Origin of the sequence: Paenibacillus sp. FSL R7-0340 (assembly GCF_038002205.1) — a bacterium.
Taxonomy (GTDB): domain Bacteria; phylum Bacillota; class Bacilli; order Paenibacillales; family Paenibacillaceae; genus Paenibacillus; species Paenibacillus polymyxa_B.
Window position 1 is genome coordinate 1,974,069 of sequence record NZ_JBBOBY010000001.1, and the last position, 21,282, is coordinate 1,995,350.

Below are 21,282 nucleotides of genomic sequence, written 5' to 3' on the forward strand. Positions count from 1 at the left end.
GTGTTGTTTGGAGGGCAATGTCAAGGAGACCGAGCGGAAACTCGTGAAAGTTGAGAGCAGCGTGAACTATTATCCATAGACGATCTGGAGGGGTTTGGATGAGTAACAAGCTATCAGACAGGACTAAAAAAGGGAAGGGTTTTAGAGATTTAAAGGTTACGACAACGATGATCTCCATGATTGTAATCAGCTTAGTGGGTTTACTCATTGTATCGTTGGTAGGGGTTATTGGTATGTATCAAGCTAAAGAGGGTCAAGGTATTTTGTATGTGAATCGCTTTCAACACCAAACGAATATTCTTGAAGTCAAAAGTGATTTCTATAATATGCGGGCTAATTATACAAAAATACTCGACAATAAGGAGTACACAGATAAACAGTATAAGCAGGTGCAGAAAGGAAAAGATAGCGTTACAACCGGACTAAATGAATTCTCACAAAGGAATTTGGATGCTAAGGAACAGAAAATGTACGAGGAACTACGGGGGAGTATAGACACATATTATCAGGATATTGAGCAAATCATGGCAGTCAAAAAAAATAGCGGAACGTATGACACGGAAGAGAGAGGCCGGATTAATAAATCCAGTACGGCAATTGTTACGATGCTGACTACGATTTCAGATTATAACAATGAGCAATCCGCCAACTTATATCAAAATACGCAAAATGAGATTAAAATGCGTACAATTGTTTTGATCACAGTTCTGGCCCTCGTGCTGGCTATTCTTATCACCATCTCCTTTGCGGCCATTCGAAATATCCGTTTTCGGATGAGTACTATTACGAAATACTGTGAGGAGATTACCCAAGGAAATTTAACGGCAGCACTTGATCCTGCCTTGCTTAAAGGAAATAATGAGATCGCTGTGATTGCGCGTGCCATTCAACAAATGACAGATTCAACCTCAATGGTCATTACGGGGGTTATCAAAGAGTCACGCCAAATTAACCAACTGAGTGATCAGACGAATCATAATATGACAGATCTCAATGAGCGGATTAGAGATGTATCTGCCACGGTCGAACAGCTGTCAGCAGCTATGGAAGAGACTTCGGCATACACCGAAAATATGAACCATTCGGCGGAAGAAATGCAGCGGGCAGCAGAGTACATTTCGGTCAAAACTCAAGAAAGAGCTCAGTCTGCCCATGATACAAGTGTAAAAGCCGAAACATTGAAGCATGCGGCAAGTGAATCCAATAAAGCGGCCAAGGAAATTTACCGGAAGGCCAATGAAAAGATGAAGGAAGCGTTAGAACGAGCCAAGGCCGTAGACCAAATTCGTTTACTTTCTCAGTCTATCTTAGAAATTACGGCACAAACCAATTTGCTGGCTCTAAATGCATCCATTGAAGCGGCTCGTGCGGGTGAGTCAGGTCGAGGGTTTGCGGTTGTGGCTAACGAGATTCGCAAGTTGGCAGACGGCTCCAAACACGCGGTAGACCAAATTCAGAGTGTTACTCAAGAAGTTGTGCAATCGGTAGAGAATTTAACTACTAATGCCGAAGAATTACTGCACTTCCTGCAAGCCCAGGTAGGCAAGGATTATCAGCTGCTTGAGGATACAGCAGGACAATATTACAATGATGCCGTGGAGCATACGAACACGGTCAATGATTTGAACGCTACCTCTAAGCAGGTGAATGCAACCATCCAAACCATGGTGAGAGCAATTCATGAGATTGCAACAGCCAGCGAACAGTCCGCTATATCCACTCAGCACATTGCAGAGAATATGGTTTCATCGACGGAGAAATCTCTTGAAGTGGCACACCAGTCTGATCAGGTGAAGGGAAGCGCTGCCCGACTGAATGAACTGGTCGAAGGCTTTAAAATTTAACGAGACAATATATAAAGACTAGGGAAAACTTTACATCGAAGAAAAACAGTTGGGGAGCCCTAAAAAGGCTCCTTTTTAAGTTTACCCTTCCAACGTTGCTTTTGGATTACAGTCAAGAACTCGTATCCTGCAACTCTTCCTGTTCAGCCATTTGCATCAGCTTATAAATCTGACGAGTTGTGTTCACATTCCGCACCGTCATTTGCTGATACAGCTTGGTGCCGACTAATTTCGTTAACCCGCTTTTTGTGACTTGTTCTTTGCTGACAGAGTACAGAACGGCCCCGGTCGTATATATTACATGGCCTATTCCCGGTTTCAAAGGAAGCTTGTCCAGAACGGAAATATCGTTAATTTCATCCCACAGAAACATTACATCACTTTTCATCTGTGTATCATTAGACCATTCATTCGGCAGTGCCTCCATAATGCTCTGAATTTCCTTCATGTTACGGACGATGACGCGGATGGGTAAGCTAAAATCCTCCAGAATCGTCTGTTCCAATATGAGTGAAAGCTCCTGGTTAGACTGGGTCTGACTAGAAAAAATAATGTTTCCAGAATTAATGTAAGTCGTCACATGCCCCATACCTGCATTTTCAAACGTTTGCTTGAGCCTCTTCATCTCGATCTTGTTGTTGCCGCCAACATTGATGCCCCGCAGTAATGCGATATAGATCATAAAAAGTCCCACCTCTCTTCAAAAAAAAGGATTTCTAACAAAGGGATAGGTATTCCATTAAATACGTGGTTTGATTTTCGCTCAACAGCGGATGCAGCAGCGGTTTTACGTGCTCGATATATTCTGCTTTGGTTTCGTAGGTCTCCTCATCTTTCAATTCTCCCTTAAAGGTACAGGCACCTTCAATCAGGATGGAGAGAGCCGTAAAGAAGTTAGCTAAAGAGTCAGCAATCTGCTGCGGGACACCGCCTTCGAATGCAGCATATACAGGGGAACCGAGTGCGCTAGTATCGACAATGACTGGATCGTCATTAAAAGTGGCAATCACGACATGATGGGGCGGCCACGAAGAAGATTCTTGGACAAGCTCACCAGATGTAATCCAGCGATAGCCCAGCTGTTGGCGATACAGATGTTCTGGTGCGGCAAAAAAGAGAACCGCGGCATCCCCGATTTCAACTGCTGCATTTTTTAATTTGTGTGTTCCCACTGCCTTAGCATCGATCATTTCATAATGGCTATACAGATACTTAAGCTCAGGGGATACAGGAATCTGACTGTCCCAGCAATCTGCTAGTTTCTCCATCCGGGGCTGGATGTCGTGGTTTTGGAACAGCCCGTAGGCTTCATTATATAAGTTTTGTTGTTGTACAAAACGGGCCAGAGCTTCGCTTAACTGTTTCATAGGTGTCCATTCCTTTCTAATTGTAGGCTATGACCTCCGACAATAACGTTTCATTTCTAGCCTAAAGATATCATAATATAAATATGGAGAACATATGTTTCTGTAATTGTGCCGCCTTGCCAGTCTATCCAGATTAATTTTACAATATAGGAGTTCGAAAATGTTTTGTGCTTAGTTTAATATGCTCAGGCTTACTTGTAAGGAGGATAAGCATGTCTTTTTCTAAAATATACGATTACAAATTAAGAGCTTATTTTAATGAGCGTATTTCTGATTTAAGTCATGAATATCTATTTTATTCTTATCCCGATCAAGAGCAAAATTTAAGAATATTAACCCTGAATATAAACGAGCAGGATTATGTTTCTCTAGTGCGATGGCATGATCTGTTTGACAGGTCGCTATTTACAAAAATGGATCATGTCATTCGAAGCGAACTGGATGCTGAACGTCTGGTTCGATTGCTTTCGTTCATTTTTAATGTTTTTGATATACATAAAGATGTTGCTTATAGGAGAAAAAACTTATTTTGTTTTTATTATCAATATCAAGTTTCACATCTAAGAGAGAGAGGCAATGAATTCACGTTTGCTCAGGACAGACTACTTTTCCTCCAACATCTTTTATTTGAACTGGGTTTAGGTGACGACATTTATGATCGTCTAACGATTGAAAATAATAGGATCATGTACAGAATGGAAGACGCACAATATTATGATCTGCACATTCTTATTAACATTTTGCATGAACATATTAACAAAAATAAGATGGATATGGATACACAAGCAGCGCTGGAAAAAATAAAATTTTTACAAGGCCAATGGGTCAACTTTATGCTGGGTAGTCATGATGTATATGATTTTCCATTCGATGATTTCAACAAACCATTTGTAGAAGCAACGATGTTTATGCAAGCCTACAAATCTAATAAAAATAGGGTATTAGAGGTGCTGATAGACTGTATCAATGAGCATCAATCTCCAACAGAGCAGTTCATCTCCCATTTGATCTTGATGAATTACTCCTATTTTGTTCTCAAAAGAGATCCTAGCGAAATTACATATCTTAAGTTGTTTTGCAAGAAAAAACCGGGAGTTTTTATGAAAGTATTAACTGCATTGCTTGAAATCAGATTTTTTGTCGATAAAGCAAGCTTCACAAATGCGGGTATAAATTATTATTTATCTAGAGTAAAAGGGGATTAATCATGCCATTCCATCACGTTTCTTTACCTGATTTACCATCGTCTATCGGACGCCTTACAGCCATTCATCCACTACAGGGTGACTCTCAGGAAAGCATAACCCTGCTGGCACTAAACACACAAGCAGAACTGTGGAGACTAGAACTTCGCTCTGGCAGCGCAGAATTGTGCACACGTATTTGTATTCCTGATTTTAATCCCATGCAACCTGTCCAAATGGTTACCAGTTCTGACGGCAGCTACGTAGCTATCTCCAATCGTTTTGGACGGCATGCGGCAGTTTATGATTTAGTCCATGCTCAAGAAAAAATGCAATTATCACGGGACGAATATCACTACGATAAAAGTATGTTTCCCCTGGCATTTGTACACCAAGATGGTGCATGCATTCTTGTTCATGGGACGGAATGGAACCGGCTTGACCTGACGGATATAGAAACAGGCATGCTTTTGACAGCAAGGCCTACCCCTGTTTATAACAGCGACAGCAAAAATGAACATTATCTAGATTATTTTCATGGGAGGCTGCTGATTTCACCAGGGGGAAAGTGGATTGCGGATACGGGATGGGTGTGGGCTCCGATTGGAGTGGTCCGAACTTGGTCGTTATCGGATTGGCTGCTGAATCCATGGGAATCGGAGAAGGGTCCGTCGGTTCGCGATCTTTGGCAAACCATAGATTGGGATGGGCCAGTGTGCTGGACAGGACCCGATACATTGGCGGTTTGGGGACAGATGGATGCTGATTTACTGGAGGAGGAAGATTGGGGAGAGGAAGGAGTTGAACCGGCTGTTGTCCTATTCGATATGACCCAGCCCGGGTACCGACGTGTGCTTCCAGCGATTCCATCTCTAAATTGTGAGCCTGTTGAAGACGGGACTTTTCCTTTTCCCCAAGCGGATATGGCCATTTGTGGTGACCGATTATTCTTATGGGGAAAAGGAGTCTCGCTTCAGGTATGGCGGCTTTCAAGCGGTGTGCGGGAATATGTAGATACGGAGCGGTTTCCACTCGTTTACCATCAAGAGGCAGGAATTTTCATTGAATTGAAACCGGATAGCCGCTGTAAAGCCTTAAGCTACGAATAAATGGCAGTGTCGGGCTTCCTTCCTGGCGAGATGGGAAAATATGCGGTAGTTATTACATTTGAAAAGGGGCGTAAAACCAAAATGGCACTTATCAAGGATCGTTTTTTGGGATGCCTGGTTGGGCTGGCCGTGGGCGATGCTTTGGGAACCACTGTGGAATTCAGCAGTCCAGGTACATTTGAACCTGTAACGGATATCGTGGGCGGCGGTGTCTTTGGGTTAAAGCCGGGCCAGTGGACGGACGATACGTCGATGGCGCTCTGCTTGGCCGAGAGTATGGTGCGAAAAGATGGCTTTGATCCGGCAGATCAAATGCGCCGATACACCAATTGGTACCACTTGGGATATATGAGCAGCACGGGAACGTGCTTTGATATCGGTGGTGCAACGAGAGCAGCACTGCATCGCTTCGAAGCTACCGGAGATCCGTACAGTGGGTCCGTTGACCCCATGACTGCCGGCAATGGCTCTATTATGAGGCTTGCACCTGTAGCTATGGCCTATGCGAACCGTCCGGAAGAGGCGGTGATGTACGCTGAGATGAGCTCACGAACCACCCATGGAGCAGTCGAAAGTGTGGAGTCCTGTGCTGTGCTTGCTTCAATCCTTGTGGCAGGTTTGCGAGGAGCGGACAAAGAATCCATGTTATCGGCGGACGTCTGTTATAAGTGGCGGCAGGACGAGCCCGCTTATTCGGCAGCCATTGAAGAAATAATTCGGGGATCTTACCGGCATAAAGAGCCGCCTGAAATACAAGGAACCGGGTATGTCATTCGTTCCCTTGAGGCTGCGTTGTGGGCATTCCACCATTCGACTTCATTTGAAGAGGGAGCACTGTTGGCAGTGAATCTGGGGGATGATGCTGATACGACTGGGGCGGTGTACGGGCAAATTGCAGGAGCTTATTACGGAATAAGCGGTATTCCGAGTCGTTGGCGCGAGAAGCTGGCGATGAAGGAGACGATAGATGAACTGACTGAGGCTTTATGGCAGAAGGTTGAGAAGGACCAAACGCTCCAAGGGGAACATCTATAAAGATCAAGCTGGGCTGCTTTTCTTATGAAGCAGAGCCCAGCTTGTTTTTTTGTTTGCTATATCGCCATACTTCCGCCCTACTCAGCAACATGCCGTTATGACAAAATGAGTTCAATACAAATAACACTTCACTTTATTGACCCTTCAGAGGAGGAATTACCTTGTCACATCTATTTAAACGGCTTCATTCATTTGCTGATATTTCCAATGATATAAAAGGATTTGAGATCGTTTCGACCCAATTTGGCCCTGATGGGCGCGTGTATATTTTGCTGATTGATAAAGTCCCAGAACGAGTGCGGGGGATGTTCACGCCTGCCTCTCTTAAAGACAGACATACTTACAAGGTACTCATCCTAGACGATCACATCGAAGAAGTGTGTGTGGAGGGGCAGCAGTTCAACTATCATTATGTACAGCCTCTAAAAAATCATTTGTTACTCGTCGGAGCACGGTGCCATTATTATGGGCCTGGTCAATACGATCTAAATGGTAAAATCCTTGATTATGAAGGTCATACCGTCAATGAGATGTTGCTTGGAGACGGCATCCAGAGTGTTCAGGTAACAGAAGAAGGTACGATCTGGACCAGTTATTTTGACGAAGGTATATTTGGCAATTATGGTTGGGTTGAGCCTGTTGGGTCCTCCGGCCTTGTTGCCTGGAATGAAAAGGGAGATAAAATATATGAGAACCAAGCAGCAGCTATTGATGATTGCTATGCATTAAACGTAGTCAGCGAACAGGAAATCTGGTTTTATTACTATTCAGACTTTTCATTAGGACGTATTTCCGGTAGTGACCACACGAATATTACGTTAATGAATCCGAGGATTTCTGGCTGCTCTGGGGTGGCTACAGATGGATATCACTTTTTATTCGATGGCGGGTATGGAAAGAGTGGACAATATGTCCTGAAAAAGAATGTGAAGCCAGGTAGTTTGAGCAAAGGGCAAAACATCCGTTTTTTAAATGACGATCAAGAGTTTCTTCAGCCGCACGAACAGGATTTCAGAAAAAACCGCCTGCTGCTCCGTGAAGGTTCTCTGTTGTACCAGGTGGCGATAGAAGAGTTATTATAAAAACCCACGTCAGACGTGGGTTTTTTTGTTGATTGGAAGTAATTTGAGCCTATATTCTTGTTTTAAATTCATGGATATTGCCAAAGAGGGGGTATCGATAAGCAGCATGATAATTTCGTAACCTTACAGTTTTTTTTCCGTATAAAGATAAAAACATGATCCAAGTTCGTTCCCTCAGGGAGAAATGCAACCATGTTTAACAAAATGAGAAGTTGAGGTAATGCATTATATGAATGAAAAATTACAAGCCAATACAGGATATCAGCTGGCTGAGCGGAAGGCGATTCAGTATTTTGCATTACTGTATGATCAGGTCTTAGACAAATCTTATGTGACCACCCTGACAGAAGACATTCAAAAGTGGAAAAAAAATCATATTCATCATTCCTCATGGTTATCCTTTTTTTCACGGAGAAAGAGAAAACCTGATACTCGGGACTATAATAGATACATTCAATGGCTGAATTATACAGGCAAATTGGATGATTATCTGGACCGAAGTGTCTCCTATATTTATATGAGGGACCTAGGCAAAGCTCTGAATTCTCCTGACACACATACCCGGATTCAGCGTGTCATTGCAGACGTAAAAAAACACTTGATCCAATCCACCCGTGCAAACGGGGGAGACCAACCGGAATTTATGAATTTGGCCGGGGTGTATCGGTGGGCCCAGAGGGAAGGTATAGAAACCGCGATAATTTGGGTGATCAACAAACTTAGGTCCGTATCCTCCCATATTCCCAAAGAGATGGATGCCGAGCAAGCCCAGCGCAAACTGATTAAGATCATTATCGGGGTTATTCTGCATGTGATGGAAGAAATGGACGATACAGTGTTGCCTGTGGAACGTGCTCGCAGACTTGATGAAGCCATCAGGCTTGGGTACTCCTATGGTCTGACCTATCCTTTCATTGATGATCTTCTCGATTCCCAGGTTTTGACGGTTGAAGAAAAAGAACAATATTCCCGTATGATACGTGCCGCGCTTCTTAGTGGATCTGTGCCTGAGTTGGGCGATTGGACCGGAAATCATATGGAGTTGATTCAATACATACATTCGGAGCTCTCGGATGCATTTGAGTATATTAAGGAACATCAGCGGCCAGACACACAGCAAACATTTTTCGAGCAGTCCTATGTCTTTTTTCATGCTCAAGATATTGACCGTGTTAAGGACCTAACGCGAGTTACTTATACCAATGAAGAGCTTTATATACCCGTTATTTTGAAGTCCTCTTCGTCCCGATTGATTGTCCGTTCCGTGATTAGTGCTCCTGCGGATGAGGGTTTTGAGCAACGAACATTCTTTTATGGCATCTATAACCAGCTTGCTGATGATTTTGCGGATATGGTTGACGATATGAGAGACGGTGCGGTAACACCCTATACCTACTATTTAAAATATCATCATCAGAGATCGGATCTTATCAATCCCTTTGAATTATACTGGGCGGTTATTTCCTATTTGATCCATAACGTATATGACTCCGATACCATGGCTCGTGAGGTGATACTGGATCGTGCAATGAATGGACTCAAACGTTATAAAGAACGTGTAGGTATTGAAAAGTATGATGAAACGATGGAGATCTTTGCATCCGGAAATCCGGAATTTAATAATCTCATTCAGAAGATGGTACAAAAAGCGGATGATGTAGATTTCTTAGATAAGCTGCTTCGGGATCAGATGATTACCCATCTGAAAAACGATGCGAGGGAAAAGGAAGACTTTTTCAATACGGTCAAAATGGTCCGTGAGCAGATTAACAACCAATTGAAAATTACCAAGCCTCAAGGGATTCCGGCCATGAAAGAACAGCTTATTGAGGCTGCAAATTACAGTCTCGAAGGGGACGGGAAGCGGATACGGCCTATATTGACTTGGGTCATGGGTGTGAACGAATATGGATTAGATGCATCGGCAATCGTGCCTCTTCTGAGATCACTGGAGTATATGCATACCGCATCCCTGATCTTTGATGATCTTCCTTCCCAGGATAATGCGTCTACCCGTAGAGGGCGTCAGACCTTGCATCAGGTGCACAATAGCGCCACCGCGGAACTAACCGGTCTGTATCTGATCCAGAAGGCGATTGGGGAACAATCGTCACTTGACCAGTTCAATGCTGAAACGGTGCTTGCTTTGATACAATACTCGGCCCAGAAAGCAGAAGATATGTGTATGGGGCAGGCGATGGATCTGGATTCCAAAGGAAAGGCACTGACCTTGGAGCAGCTGAATATGGTGTGCTTTTACAAAACAGGAGTGGCGTTTGAGGCTTGTCTGGTTATGCCAGCCATGCTTGCACAGGTCAAGGAGTCGGAAATTGCTGCTTTGAAGAAATTTGCCTATCATATGGGGATTGCTTTTCAGATTAAAGATGATTTGCTTGATGTGGAAGGAGATATGCTCTTACTCGGAAAACCTGTTGGCCAAGATTCTGATAATAACAATTCGAATTTCGTGTCCATCCTTGGTCTTGAAGGTGCCAGTAAAGAGATGTGGGAACACTATTGCCTCGCGATGGAAGCATTGGAAGAGATCCCACGCAATATTGCTTTTCTGAAGCACTTAATACATTATGTCGTGAACAGGGACCGTTAAAAAACGAGTGTAACCCATTGCTCCACAAGAGTGATGGGGTATTTTTACGTTGAATGTGAATATCTGGTGACTTCAGCACCCCATTTTGCCCATTATGGTGCATTCTCCCTTATAATAATACAAAATAGACGAGGAGATGAACTCCAGATGAAAAAAGGAATCTTGGTCGCTTCAGGGTTGGTTGTTGCCGCATTGGGGACGTACCTAATTGCAGGGAATATTCAGAGAGAAGGGGCGGAAAACCATGAGACGACAGATATCAAGAAATTGGTGCATGATATAAGTGCAGGCAAGGCAGCAGCCCAGTCTGCTTCCATTAATTCCAGTCAGTTGATTGTCACAGGGGACGATACTCAGACCATGAATTATGATTTGCCTGACAACGAGTTTTTTGTTTCGATTGCGCCATATGTGGAACAGACCCACCCTTGTGCAACTCATAGTCTAACGGGCTGCCAAGGCGAAATAAAAAACGGAGCGTTCAATGTGACCGTTCACGACTCCGAAGGGAATGTCATCATGGAGAATGCCGCTATGAAATCACAATCCAATGGTTTTATTGATCTATGGCTACCGAGGGATAAAACATACCGCATTAGCGTGAATCATGAAGGTAAAACGGCTGAAACTGAATTCTCTACATATGAGAAAAACGATACGTGTATCACAACGATGCAGTTGGGTTAACGACGGAGGATGAGGGTTGAGCTTACGGATCGCTGAAACGCTCTAAATCCGCAAAACCCTGCGTTCTCATATATAGCTTTTAGTAAAGAGCCTACGTCTGACGGAGGCTCTTTGTGCTGTCCTAATCTTTTGCTGGAGTTACCGAACAGGTTGGGAGGGAATCTATGAGGAATCAGATAGCGAAACTTTAAATTGTGTATACTAAAAACCTATTAAAACAGCTGCAAACTTCCGACATATTATCTAAGAGCTTTTCGCTCAATATTCCTCGGGGAGATGGCAGCATGTCACAAAATATTAAGAAGCGCGTAATCAGATCATCCAGCATCGCCAACACATTGGCCATGGTCTTGTTAGTCATTATCGTTGTCGTCTTTGCAACCTTGGGGACGTTCATGTTTGCAAGCACGCAAAGCATACTTGTCAAGCAGCAAGAGGCCATGCTCCAGACCAAGACGCAGGCCGTTGTCACTCAATTCGATGCGTTGTTTAAGGAAAAGGGATCACTTGTCAAACAAATGTCAACGAACAATCTTTTTAAGCAATATTTAGAAACCACCTCATCGGCAGAAATGGTGAAAACTTCTCCTTATGCTGCGGAAACAGTAGCGACTCTGGCAGCCATTGTAAAGGCAGAGCCATCTTTTGCCGACGCCTGGATTGCAGGAATATCTGGTAAAGGCTTCTTTCTTCAGAATGATGGTGTTGCTTCTAAACCGGATTTTGATATCCATACACGCCCATACTTCAAGCCAGCTGTTGAAGCTGACGGTTTATACTACTCAGAACCCTATAAGGACGTCAATTCGGGTAATGTGCTCATGGGCATTTTCTATCCGATTAAAGATAGCAGTAATCAATTAATCGGATTTGCTGCAGTTGATATTGCTTTCAAAGACATCCCTGCCGTTATGCAAAGCTATTCGCTTGGAAGCACAGGTTATTCGATTCTTGCATCCAAAACAGGTGATATTTTGTATCACCCCGATCAAAATAAAGTGCTGAAAGAAAAGATTAACGAAAGCACAGGTGATCTTGGGGAGATCGGAAAGAAAATGATTGCCGGTGAGTCAGGAGTACAGCTAATTAATGATAATGGCGAACGTCGTTATATCGGGTATGCAACCAGTAAAGATACGGGGTGGTCTGTAGGCTTAACCATTTCTGAAGAAGAGGTGCTCTCAGAATTAAAAGCGTTTACCTGGATTACCATTGGCGGTTTTGCGGCAGCCACCATCCTGCTCGTTGTGATTTGTTATATAACGCTCCGTTATCTGTTGAGATCCATACCGAAGCTGCTTGCAAAAATCAAGCTGATTGAAAATGGAGATTTGACCGTTCAGTTTGATACGCAATCCAACAATGAAATCGGGCAAATTTCTCAAGGAATTTACAATATGGTTCAAAAAATTCAAGGCATGCTCCAAATGGTGGGTGGCTCAGCTCAAGTGTTGAATCAGTCTTCTCATGATTTGCAATCCATTTCTTCCAGAACCGCAATCACGATGAACGATACTGCGACAGCAATTAATGAGATTGCCAATGCAACGAACTACCAATCCATCGAAACGGATAACATTTTACAAAAAACCGGAGCATTATCCGGCCAAATTGACGAAATTGCCAATGATGCCAAAGCCATCGAAACAATGGTGCAAATCTCTGCTGAACAAAGCGGACAGGGGCTTGCTGTAGTAGATCAGTTATCCAGATGGGCGGAAGAAAATCACAATTCCACACAAGCGATGTCGTCTATTATTCAGGATATTGATCTGAGCCGTCATGAGATTTCCAGCATCGTCGATACGGTCAACCAAATTGCAACGCAGACCAACCTGCTGGCGCTCAATGCTTCCATTGAAGCTGCACGTGCAGGAGAACAGGGCAAAGGGTTTGCTGTGGTTGCCGGAGAGGTTCGCAAGCTGGCTGAGCAGACGGCGCTGGCGACACAGGAAATCTACAAGAAGGTACGTGTGATTGAAGAAAAAACCAGCGTATCAGTTGAGCATACGGTTCACGGTCTGAAAATTGCAGAAGAAAATGCCAGATCGGTGGAGGACACGAAGCAAGTATTCTTTAGCATTAACAAGGATTTGGAAGATTTGAAATTGCGAATGATTCAGATCAGCACGAACACCTCCAAAGTCCACAAGCACAAAGATGAGATTTTGCAGGCGTTGGAGATTATCTCTTCTACCACAGAAGAGAATTCCGCTTCAACCGAAGAGGTCAGCGCCAGCACGCAGGAACAATTGGAGAGCTTTGAACAGGTTGCTGAACTATCCAAACAATTAAACCAATTGTCCAATAAGCTTCAAGACGAATTAAAACAGTTCAAGGTCGAGTAGCAAGTCTACTAGGCATGATTTTGACTTATATACAGCAAAGCCCGCGATCAGCGCGGGCTTTTTAGCTTTAACAGCTGTTGTGGGATAGAGAGCATGGTAGCTGGTGCGGGATACAGATAGACTATACGTATAAACTGAAATATTAGCGGGGTGAAGATATGGATTGCTTTGAAAAAAATGTTGTGTCCGTCTGGTACGGTCACTTTGCCTCTGAAGATGAGTTGTTTGAATATGTTGAGATCAAATACCCGGAAGATGAGAATGAGGATGTTTTTAGCGGTTTTTTAAATGATCATGAAATAGATGATTTTGACGAAGATTTTGCTGAAGGAGTCTTTCAGGTTGACGGGACCGATGATGGTATAAAAGATGTTTCCTATGTTGATTCTTTTTTATCTCCACTATTACATGATTTGAGTAAAATAGATGGTAAATATAATTCGTTGTTCTTTATATATGATTGTAATACAAGCGGTTTGCTTGAAAAAAGCGGCGAGAAACTATGCTTTTTAGCCGCGTATCCTTATACAAGAGATTAACGTTACATTATTCCACTGTTTTCGGAGTCTTATTTCAAGTAATTATATAATGAAAATTGAACTTAAAGGATCAATAATTTGATCCGAAAGAATCAGGGACTTAAGGTAAATTTCCATCTTAAGGCCCTTTTTTTGTGCAAAATTAGATTTCCAAATTTTTGAACGGCTGATATACTAAGGAGACAAGTGAGATGAAGATAAACCTACTCTATCGGGATGAAGCAGGAAGGTTCGGCAAGCGCTGCTCTCAGAAGCGGCTTTTGTGATGGTCGAGCAGTACAAAGAGGTGGAGCAGCCGGAAGACTGGCTATTTCCAGAGCAGAGAAAAGGCCGCCACCTGACGGAACGTTAAGCTTAGATTGATCTTCGCTATTTTCAGGAACTGCTGGGGCATCAGAGTGTGCGAACGACGGAGCGGTATACACATGTGAGCAGGCGGGACATTGGGCGGATTCAAAGTCCGTTGGATCGGATGAGCGGGCAGGAGGATTGAAACGCAGAAAGTGCGGGAATCAGGAACAAAGTGCAGGATTCACGAAGTTCGTGAATAGGACGAAGAGAGCATTTTTTCGGAAGTTCGCAAATAAGACGTTAGCTGAAATTGATAGGTTGCAAAGAGAGGTGAAAACATTGTGAAAGAACTGGATTTAAGACCAAGGCTATTAAGATGGCATTTCGATGATGAGGTTGAAACTGATAATCCAGAAGAATGGAATTGGATAGAGATCACGATGCATTTCACGGATGGTTCCAAAAGATGGAGCATTTTATATACACCAGAACGATTGCTAAATAACTTGTCTAGGCCAAACATAGATCCACCAGGTCTTCATATGCAACAGCTTATTGTAGTTAGAAGCTACGAAGTTAGTGATATTGACAGAGTGTTAAGAGTTTTCGATGAGGAAGATGAATTGATAGAAGCCTCAATGAAATATCCAGAGTGATTCGAAGAAGTCAGCAACATCATCTAACATTATATCCACGCATCAGGCATACGCCCTCGGTCCGGCAGAAGGATTTCGGGGAGGCAGGAGCAGCCGGACACACCCAACATTCGCTGGGCGTCATGAATACGGGGACGTTATACATAATTCAAAATACATTTTAAATAAGGAGTATTACATGAGAAGAAAAAGGAACGCAGTTGTTCAAGCACTATCGGATTTTAGTACTGCTGGTGTCACGGGAGGAATACTAAATCTTATTACTCCTTTACCTTCAGGCCTCCAAGCCTTGGTTACTTTAGGTATACCTATGCTTGCATGTATGTACAATGTTGGAGATCGCACAATCACTAATAGACTTGCAAGTAAAGATAAAGAAAAGGTAGAAAGAATTTTATATGATCTTCAAATAGAAATGGAAAAAAGAGGACTAGAAGATTTGAGGAGATTCGTTCAATTTGATTTTTCTACAGAAGAATATGCAATTGTAGAGGAGTTAGTTAAACAATCAATTAATGCTAAAAACGAATGGATAAGAAAATTAGCTGCTTCTATATTAGTAACTGTTGGCTCTCAGGAAGTAAAGAACTTAAAAGGAATGGAAAGATGTCTTAGATTTATAACTGAATTAGACGACCTTGATACTCAATTGCTAATGTTGCACATATATATAAATCATGTTCACTTGGTAGATAGAAATAAAATTATTGCAGAAGCTCAAGAGATTAAACAAAAAATAATTGAAGATGATACAGTATATGCTCAATCTATAAAAGTTAGTGCAGAAAAGTTAGCATTTTTAGGACTAGTAATGCGTTCCACTTCTATGTATCCATATGAAGATGAAGAAAACTCTAAAAAAAGAATAATTGATGATTTTTTAAGTAAAAATACTGGGGAAATTACTGCTCACTGTATTTCCTTTCTAAGTTTTCTTCAAGGAACCTTAAATGAATGAATTAACAATATAATTCATAATCAATGAACAGCGTATAACATAATACTCACGCTGCGGACATTCGTCCTTGGCCCGGCATACGCCGGACACCCAGCATACGCTGGGTCGTGAATACAGGAACGTTAGATGAAACTGGCGAAAAGATACCACAATTCGCAATTCAACAAATCAATAATTTCGTTTAAATTAAGGATTGAAAGGAGCATAGAATTTGACAAACGATATACCTTTCTATAAATATAATGGGCTTTATGAAGTTGCGATGCTCAAACATATTATTACAACAAGTCGTGATATCTTATTTGGTCAAATCGACCATTACAAAATTGAAATAAATAATGAAGCGGATCTTCAGCTCCACTTTTCGTATATATTAAAAAGCGTAGGAGAACTATTCAAATTTGGTATAAATCACAATCTGAAAATAATCTCGAAACCCCATTCAGATCTGCAAATACTCTATCAAAAAGTGGTTCTAATAGATCAAAAATTGATATAACATTGGAATGGTATGGAAGCACTACCCAAGTTACAACGTGCGCAATTGAATTGAAGTTTTTCCTTAGGGATAAACTTCGTGAGCCCCATAACCGTTTTGATGTCTTTTGCGATCTGAAGAATTTAAAAGAGTATGCTCAGTTGTCCAGAGATTTTAAAATCGGATATTTTTTGATAGGTACAGACAATACTCATTATGTTAATCAAAAATCATATTCAAATGGTACTAAGGATTTTGATTTTCGACATAATACAAAGTATGAAGCTAATACTGTCTTAACTTACAGCGCTAGAAATGGTCATAATAAGACGATATATCTAAACAATGATTATTATTTTTCATGGCAAAGAGTAAGTCGCTTTTATTTCTTAGATCATTTTATTTATAGGAAATAGAGTTTATGTAAACAAGAATTTAGCAGGTATTTCAAGATGTCGCCAGCATCATCTAACAGTTTATTTACGCGGTGATCCTTGCGGATCTTGGTCTGCCAGAAGTAATTTCAGAGTAGCAAAGTCAGGCAGACAACCCTACGAGGCGAAGTGGCATAGCCACCCGATAGCTGGCGCTGCCACTTTGCCTCATAGGGTTCGTAAATAAGGGAACGTTAGGCGAAATTACTATTTGAAAATGGTTTAATATGAAATTAATCATTCAAGAATTACAAGCAGAATCGTATAATCAAAAAAATCAACATCTAAGTTACTTAGAAAAATATATTTAGTGGACAAAAAGCTTAATATAATCGAATTTCGAAAGAGGCCTTATGAAGAACTGAATAGATTTGAAACTATAACAATATCTCAATACATAGAGATATATTATTAATAAATATGGGAGTAAACAACATGGATGAAAAAAAGTTTATAGAAGATCTATACATTGAAAAGACGAAAAATGATACTAATTCTAAAACGTTAGCCAATGCATTGGATATGATTACTAAGACTGTATTTGAAGACTCGAATAGATTTATTTTTGAACTAATTCAAAATGCAGATGATGCTCCTGTACAATCAGGAGTAGCCAATATTAAGGTCGAAATAAGATTGCTAGAAAAATACTTAATTTTCAGTCATACAGGTAAGCATTTTACAAAGGAAGACGTTAAAGGAATATCTGACTTAGGTAGTGGAGATAGTGGAAAAACGAAAGATATTGAAAAAACAGGATATAAAGGAATAGGTTTTAAATCTATTTTCAATACTTGCGATTTAGTATATATTCTTTCGAAAAATTTCACCTTCAAATTTGATAAAAATCATGAGAAGTGGAGAAATGCCCAAAATTATCCCTGGCAGATAATTCCTATTTGGTTTGAAGAAATTGATTTAGATAAAGAAGTTCGAAACGAGATTAACAGATTGAATGTGATCACAATAGTTCCTATCAACAACCGGGAACAAATCAAAAGAGAAATAATAGAGGTTTTTAGTGACTCTAGGATTATGTTATTTTTGCGGCATATTTCTGTATTGACATTTATTGATGGTAGTGCACAGGAATTGCGATTAACACGTGAACAAGGCGATGATGGCCTTAAATCTATATCTGTCAATGGATTGAGAAAAAGTCGCTGGTTATACAAAGAATTTATTGTTCCAGTGGATATAGATTTAAAAGAGAAAATAAAAAACCTCGATAAAGCAACCTATCCAGATAAATTAAAAGAAGCAACAAATATTAAGATTTCATTTGCTGCTTCCGTTGCTGAGAATGGTGATATAGAGGAAATATCTGAAGCTCAACTTTATTGTTACTTACCGACAAAGGTCCAGCATAACTTTAACTTTTTAATAAATGGAGACTTCATAACAAATGCAGAAAGAACGAGAATTCTTGAAAATGACTGGAATGGATTTATATTTAAGCAGATAGCTATTTGCAAAATCAAGTGGTTAGCTGAATTAGTTCGAGATTTTAAGTATAAATATCAATTTACGAGACTAATAAGAGGTAAGTTTTCTTCATTCGGTTCTTTAACAAGTAAAAGTTATAATGAAGGTCTCGATAGTGCAATTGCTGAAATACCTTTTATTCCGGTTCAGGATTATGAGAATGTTTACTCAAAAATAAGCGGTTGTATTATAGACAATACTGGATTTAGTGAGGAGTTTGGAACTGGATTAATTTTAAGTCAATATAGTGAAAAATTTAATGTAGCTAATTGTAAAATTAAGAATCAGAGGATATTAGCAGACTTAGGTGCTGAAATAATTGACAAGAAAGAGCTGTGTGGATTATTTGCAACAGAAACATTTAAAAAAATGCTTAACTCAGATGTACAATATAATATAAGATTGATTAAATTTTTGCATCAAAAAGATAGCAAGTCTGGATGGTCAACATATTTGAAAACAGTTCCATTTTTGCTAGATGAGGTCCAACAATTGAGTCCGCCAGAAAATTTATATTACCCATTACCTGAAGGGGAAATGGGAATCTCTGATGTTGTCTCTATGAGATGTCTGAATGTTCAGGTTTTCGAAAATATAAAAAAAGATGATAAGCTTGTTATGTGGCTTACATTATTAGGGATCAGTGAACCCTCTGAGATAGATATTTTAAGAAAATCGATCTTTCAAATGATTGACTCTGATTTAATTAATATATCAAATGCTTTGTTTATAGGAAGATTTGTTGTTAAAGTCTTTGATAAAGGAATTCTTAATGACAATGATTATAAAAAGTTGTCCAATCTGAAGTTACTAACAACTAAGGTAAGTTTACAACTTCCCAATAAATGCTACTTTTCTGATTATTATAAACCAGAGTTGAGCCTTGAGAATTTCTTTACTGAGGGGGATTATGTATCTCCTCAGTATATCCAAGAGGAATCAGAGCTGTATAGTTTTAAGAAATTGTTTTTAAAAATAGGTGTGCAACAGAAGATAAAAATCTCTATTGAAGAAAGCATCGAAAGGCAAAATCTGGTGAGGAAGTATCCCTCAGTTCAATCATATCTCAACTTTATAGATAATGGAGACTTTTATCCGCAGCAGACAAAAACTTATATTTACAGAGGACAACATGGATTGAAAAATTTCGTGTATGTCCAGTATATGGAGTACACAAATAATCTAAGGTTTTCTATTAAGTTATGGAAAATAATTTTTGGCAACCACTGGAATGAGCTTTATTCCAAATCCTTGAGTTCAAAATATTACACATATTTCGGAGATGCCAGCTTAGATAAAAGTTCATATATTCAGTATTACGTAAAAAACAATCCCTCTATACCGAGTGATGATGGACAATGTTATAAATCAATAGACTTATATTCCAGAAGTTTAATAAAAATCGTCGGTGACTTTTATCCCGTTGTGCATAGAGATATCTCTTTAAATAAAGAACAAGAGGAATTTCTCGCGATTAAAACTAGGGTTACCACCCAGGATTGTTTATGTCTGCTTGAGAAGTTAGAAGGTAACCCAGTAAGCAGTCTTACACTAAAGAAAGTCGATTCGATATATCAACAAATAATTAATAATAAACCGGTAAACGAGAATAATCTTAAGATTAAATATTTAAAGTTGTTGGCAACAGATGATTCATTTCAATTTGCTTCTGAACTTCATTTTTTTGATGTTAAGGGGATAATGCCTCCCAGTAATTCTAAGTTCTTTATAAAAATATCGGGAACAAAAAAAGATAACCAAATATTATTTGATTATTTCGATATACCTGTAATAAAAAACGAGGACCTTCAACTTGATACCACGGGTGAAGAAAGTGATGAAAAACTTAAGAAAAAACTACTTCAAAAGTCAAAGTACTTAGCTATGCTTATTGCTAATATTAACGCAGAAGATCCTTTAGAAATTTTATATAACCTAACAAGGACAATCAAAGATGCAAATTTTAAAAGGGCTGAATCGTTATCTTTACTACTGATCAATAGAGCAGGGACAGAAATATACAATCAAACTATTGATTCCTGGTATCATGCTGAATCAAATTCGGTTTATTATGCAGGTTCTTTAACTAATCCTTTGACACTTTATAATCTAAGTAACTCTCTGAGTTCTCTGTTTGAAATGAGAGGAAATGATAGAGAGATCCATCTTATATTACAGCTCAACGACATTGACACAGAAAAGTGGTTTACATCTATAGGATATTCAGTTATTAATATTGATCCTATTGAATTGGAAGTATCCAGTGATCAAAGAGATTCAGAATTTGAAAAATATGAAAATGAATATCCTGATTCTGGAATGGAAGAGGATAGTCTTTTAGAATATATAAACCAATCTGATGTTGATGATAATCTACCATCTTCAGTAAATAAAAATCAAAACACGAGAAAGCAAAATTACTACTATGGAAATAATCACAATGATGAACTTCAAAGTGACCTAATAAAGGAGAATAATGAATTAAGAGAAGCGGAGAATAACTATTATTCGTCTAGAAGCACTCTATCTACTTATAATTTTAGTTCAACAAATCATAGGAAACGTTTAATTTCTTATGTAACAAGTGAGGGAAATGAGACATCTTCACAAGTAAATAAGAATGAATGGGAGTTACAATACCAAATCTCAGCAATAAATGCTGCGATTAATTATGAGACAACAGAAGGACGTAAACCAGTACAAGCTTCTGATATAGGTGGAATTTACCACATCATTTCTCCTAATGGTGATATAGAGGGAACCAATCGATATATTATTGTTTTTGGATTTATAGGTGAATGGAACAATTATGGAGTGTTGCTTTCAAATGAGCAAATGAAGTTTGCGAAAGAAAACGGAGATCAGCTGTGGCTATATGTCGTTGAATTTGTTGAAGATAAAGAACATATACAAATTAATCCGATTCAGAATCCTTACAGTAAAATTACATCTTACGTATTTGACTATGGGTGGAGGGCTATTGCAGAGAAAACCAAACTTGTAGATAAGTTTGTTGCTGGTGTAAGAATTAATCATCACATTTTTGGTACGGGAACGATAAAGGAAGAGGTAAATAAAGGGAGAATAAAGTTTTTAATTGTAAATTTCGAAAATGGCGAAAAAAGAATTCCTTTTAATATTACTCAAATGGATATTTTGGAGGATTAGATAAAGTGG

Annotated in this window: 14 protein-coding genes; 12 read left to right on the plus strand and 2 right to left on the minus strand. The window is 39.9% G+C overall.

Features of this window, described 5'->3' with window-relative positions; translation table 11 throughout:
* Positions 1-98: 98 nt before the first annotated feature.
* Positions 99-1,844, plus strand: a complete 1,746-nt coding sequence (locus MKX59_RS08795) for a methyl-accepting chemotaxis protein (RefSeq protein WP_279835601.1) — start codon at positions 99-101, stop codon at positions 1,842-1,844.
* Positions 1,845-1,956: 112 nt separating this feature from the next.
* Here MKX59_RS08795 and MKX59_RS08800 read toward each other — a convergent pair whose 3' ends face one another.
* Together MKX59_RS08800 and MKX59_RS08805 are read right to left on the minus strand one after the other, a co-directional pair.
* On the minus strand, positions 1,957-2,526 hold the full coding sequence (locus tag MKX59_RS08800; RefSeq protein WP_340858260.1) for a DUF1697 domain-containing protein: 570 nt from the start codon (positions 2,524-2,526) through the stop codon (positions 1,957-1,959).
* Positions 2,527-2,560: 34 nt separating this feature from the next.
* Complete coding sequence (locus MKX59_RS08805) at positions 2,561-3,211, minus strand: hypothetical protein (RefSeq protein WP_340858262.1); 651 nt, start codon at positions 3,209-3,211, stop codon at positions 2,561-2,563.
* A gap of 212 nt (positions 3,212-3,423) precedes the next feature.
* On the opposite strand from MKX59_RS08805, the gene MKX59_RS08810 reads away from it, so the two are divergent.
* From MKX59_RS08810 to MKX59_RS08860, 11 genes are all read left to right on the plus strand, one after another.
* Positions 3,424-4,416, plus strand: coding sequence for a hypothetical protein (locus MKX59_RS08810; RefSeq protein WP_340858263.1), 993 nt, complete (start codon positions 3,424-3,426; stop codon positions 4,414-4,416).
* Positions 4,417-4,418: 2 nt separating this feature from the next.
* On the plus strand, positions 4,419-5,504 hold the full coding sequence (locus MKX59_RS08815; protein WP_075154551.1) for a hypothetical protein: 1,086 nt from the start codon (positions 4,419-4,421) through the stop codon (positions 5,502-5,504).
* 81 nt (positions 5,505-5,585) lie between these two features.
* On the plus strand, positions 5,586-6,539 hold the full coding sequence (locus MKX59_RS08820) for an ADP-ribosylglycohydrolase family protein (RefSeq protein ID WP_075155074.1): 954 nt from the start codon (positions 5,586-5,588) through the stop codon (positions 6,537-6,539).
* 161 nt (positions 6,540-6,700) lie between these two features.
* Positions 6,701-7,621 (plus strand): hypothetical protein, encoded by a 921-nt coding sequence (locus tag MKX59_RS08825; RefSeq protein ID WP_340858266.1) that lies wholly within the window; start codon positions 6,701-6,703, stop codon positions 7,619-7,621.
* 220 nt (positions 7,622-7,841) lie between these two features.
* A complete protein-coding gene (locus MKX59_RS08830) occupies positions 7,842-10,229 on the plus strand; it encodes a polyprenyl synthetase family protein (RefSeq protein ID WP_340858267.1) in 2,388 nt (795 codons plus the stop codon).
* Between the two features lie 147 nt (positions 10,230-10,376).
* A complete protein-coding gene (locus tag MKX59_RS08835; RefSeq protein WP_340858268.1) occupies positions 10,377-10,916 on the plus strand; it encodes a CueP family metal-binding protein in 540 nt (179 codons plus the stop codon).
* A 284-nt stretch (positions 10,917-11,200) separates the two neighbouring features.
* On the plus strand, positions 11,201-13,264 hold the full coding sequence (locus MKX59_RS08840) for a methyl-accepting chemotaxis protein (RefSeq protein ID WP_340858269.1): 2,064 nt from the start codon (positions 11,201-11,203) through the stop codon (positions 13,262-13,264).
* Positions 13,265-13,422: 158 nt separating this feature from the next.
* On the plus strand, positions 13,423-13,803 hold the full coding sequence (locus MKX59_RS08845) for an immunity 22 family protein (protein ID WP_028542320.1): 381 nt from the start codon (positions 13,423-13,425) through the stop codon (positions 13,801-13,803).
* Between the two features lie 632 nt (positions 13,804-14,435).
* Positions 14,436-14,750, plus strand: a complete 315-nt coding sequence (locus tag MKX59_RS08850) for a hypothetical protein (RefSeq protein ID WP_081391162.1) — start codon at positions 14,436-14,438, stop codon at positions 14,748-14,750.
* A gap of 178 nt (positions 14,751-14,928) precedes the next feature.
* Entirely contained in the window at positions 14,929-15,708 is a 780-nt protein-coding gene (locus MKX59_RS08855; protein ID WP_076264729.1) for a hypothetical protein, read from the plus strand.
* 1,347 nt (positions 15,709-17,055) lie between these two features.
* Positions 17,056-21,273, plus strand: coding sequence for a sacsin N-terminal ATP-binding-like domain-containing protein (locus tag MKX59_RS08860; RefSeq protein WP_076264726.1), 4,218 nt, complete (start codon positions 17,056-17,058; stop codon positions 21,271-21,273).
* Positions 21,274-21,282: the final 9 nt, after the last annotated feature.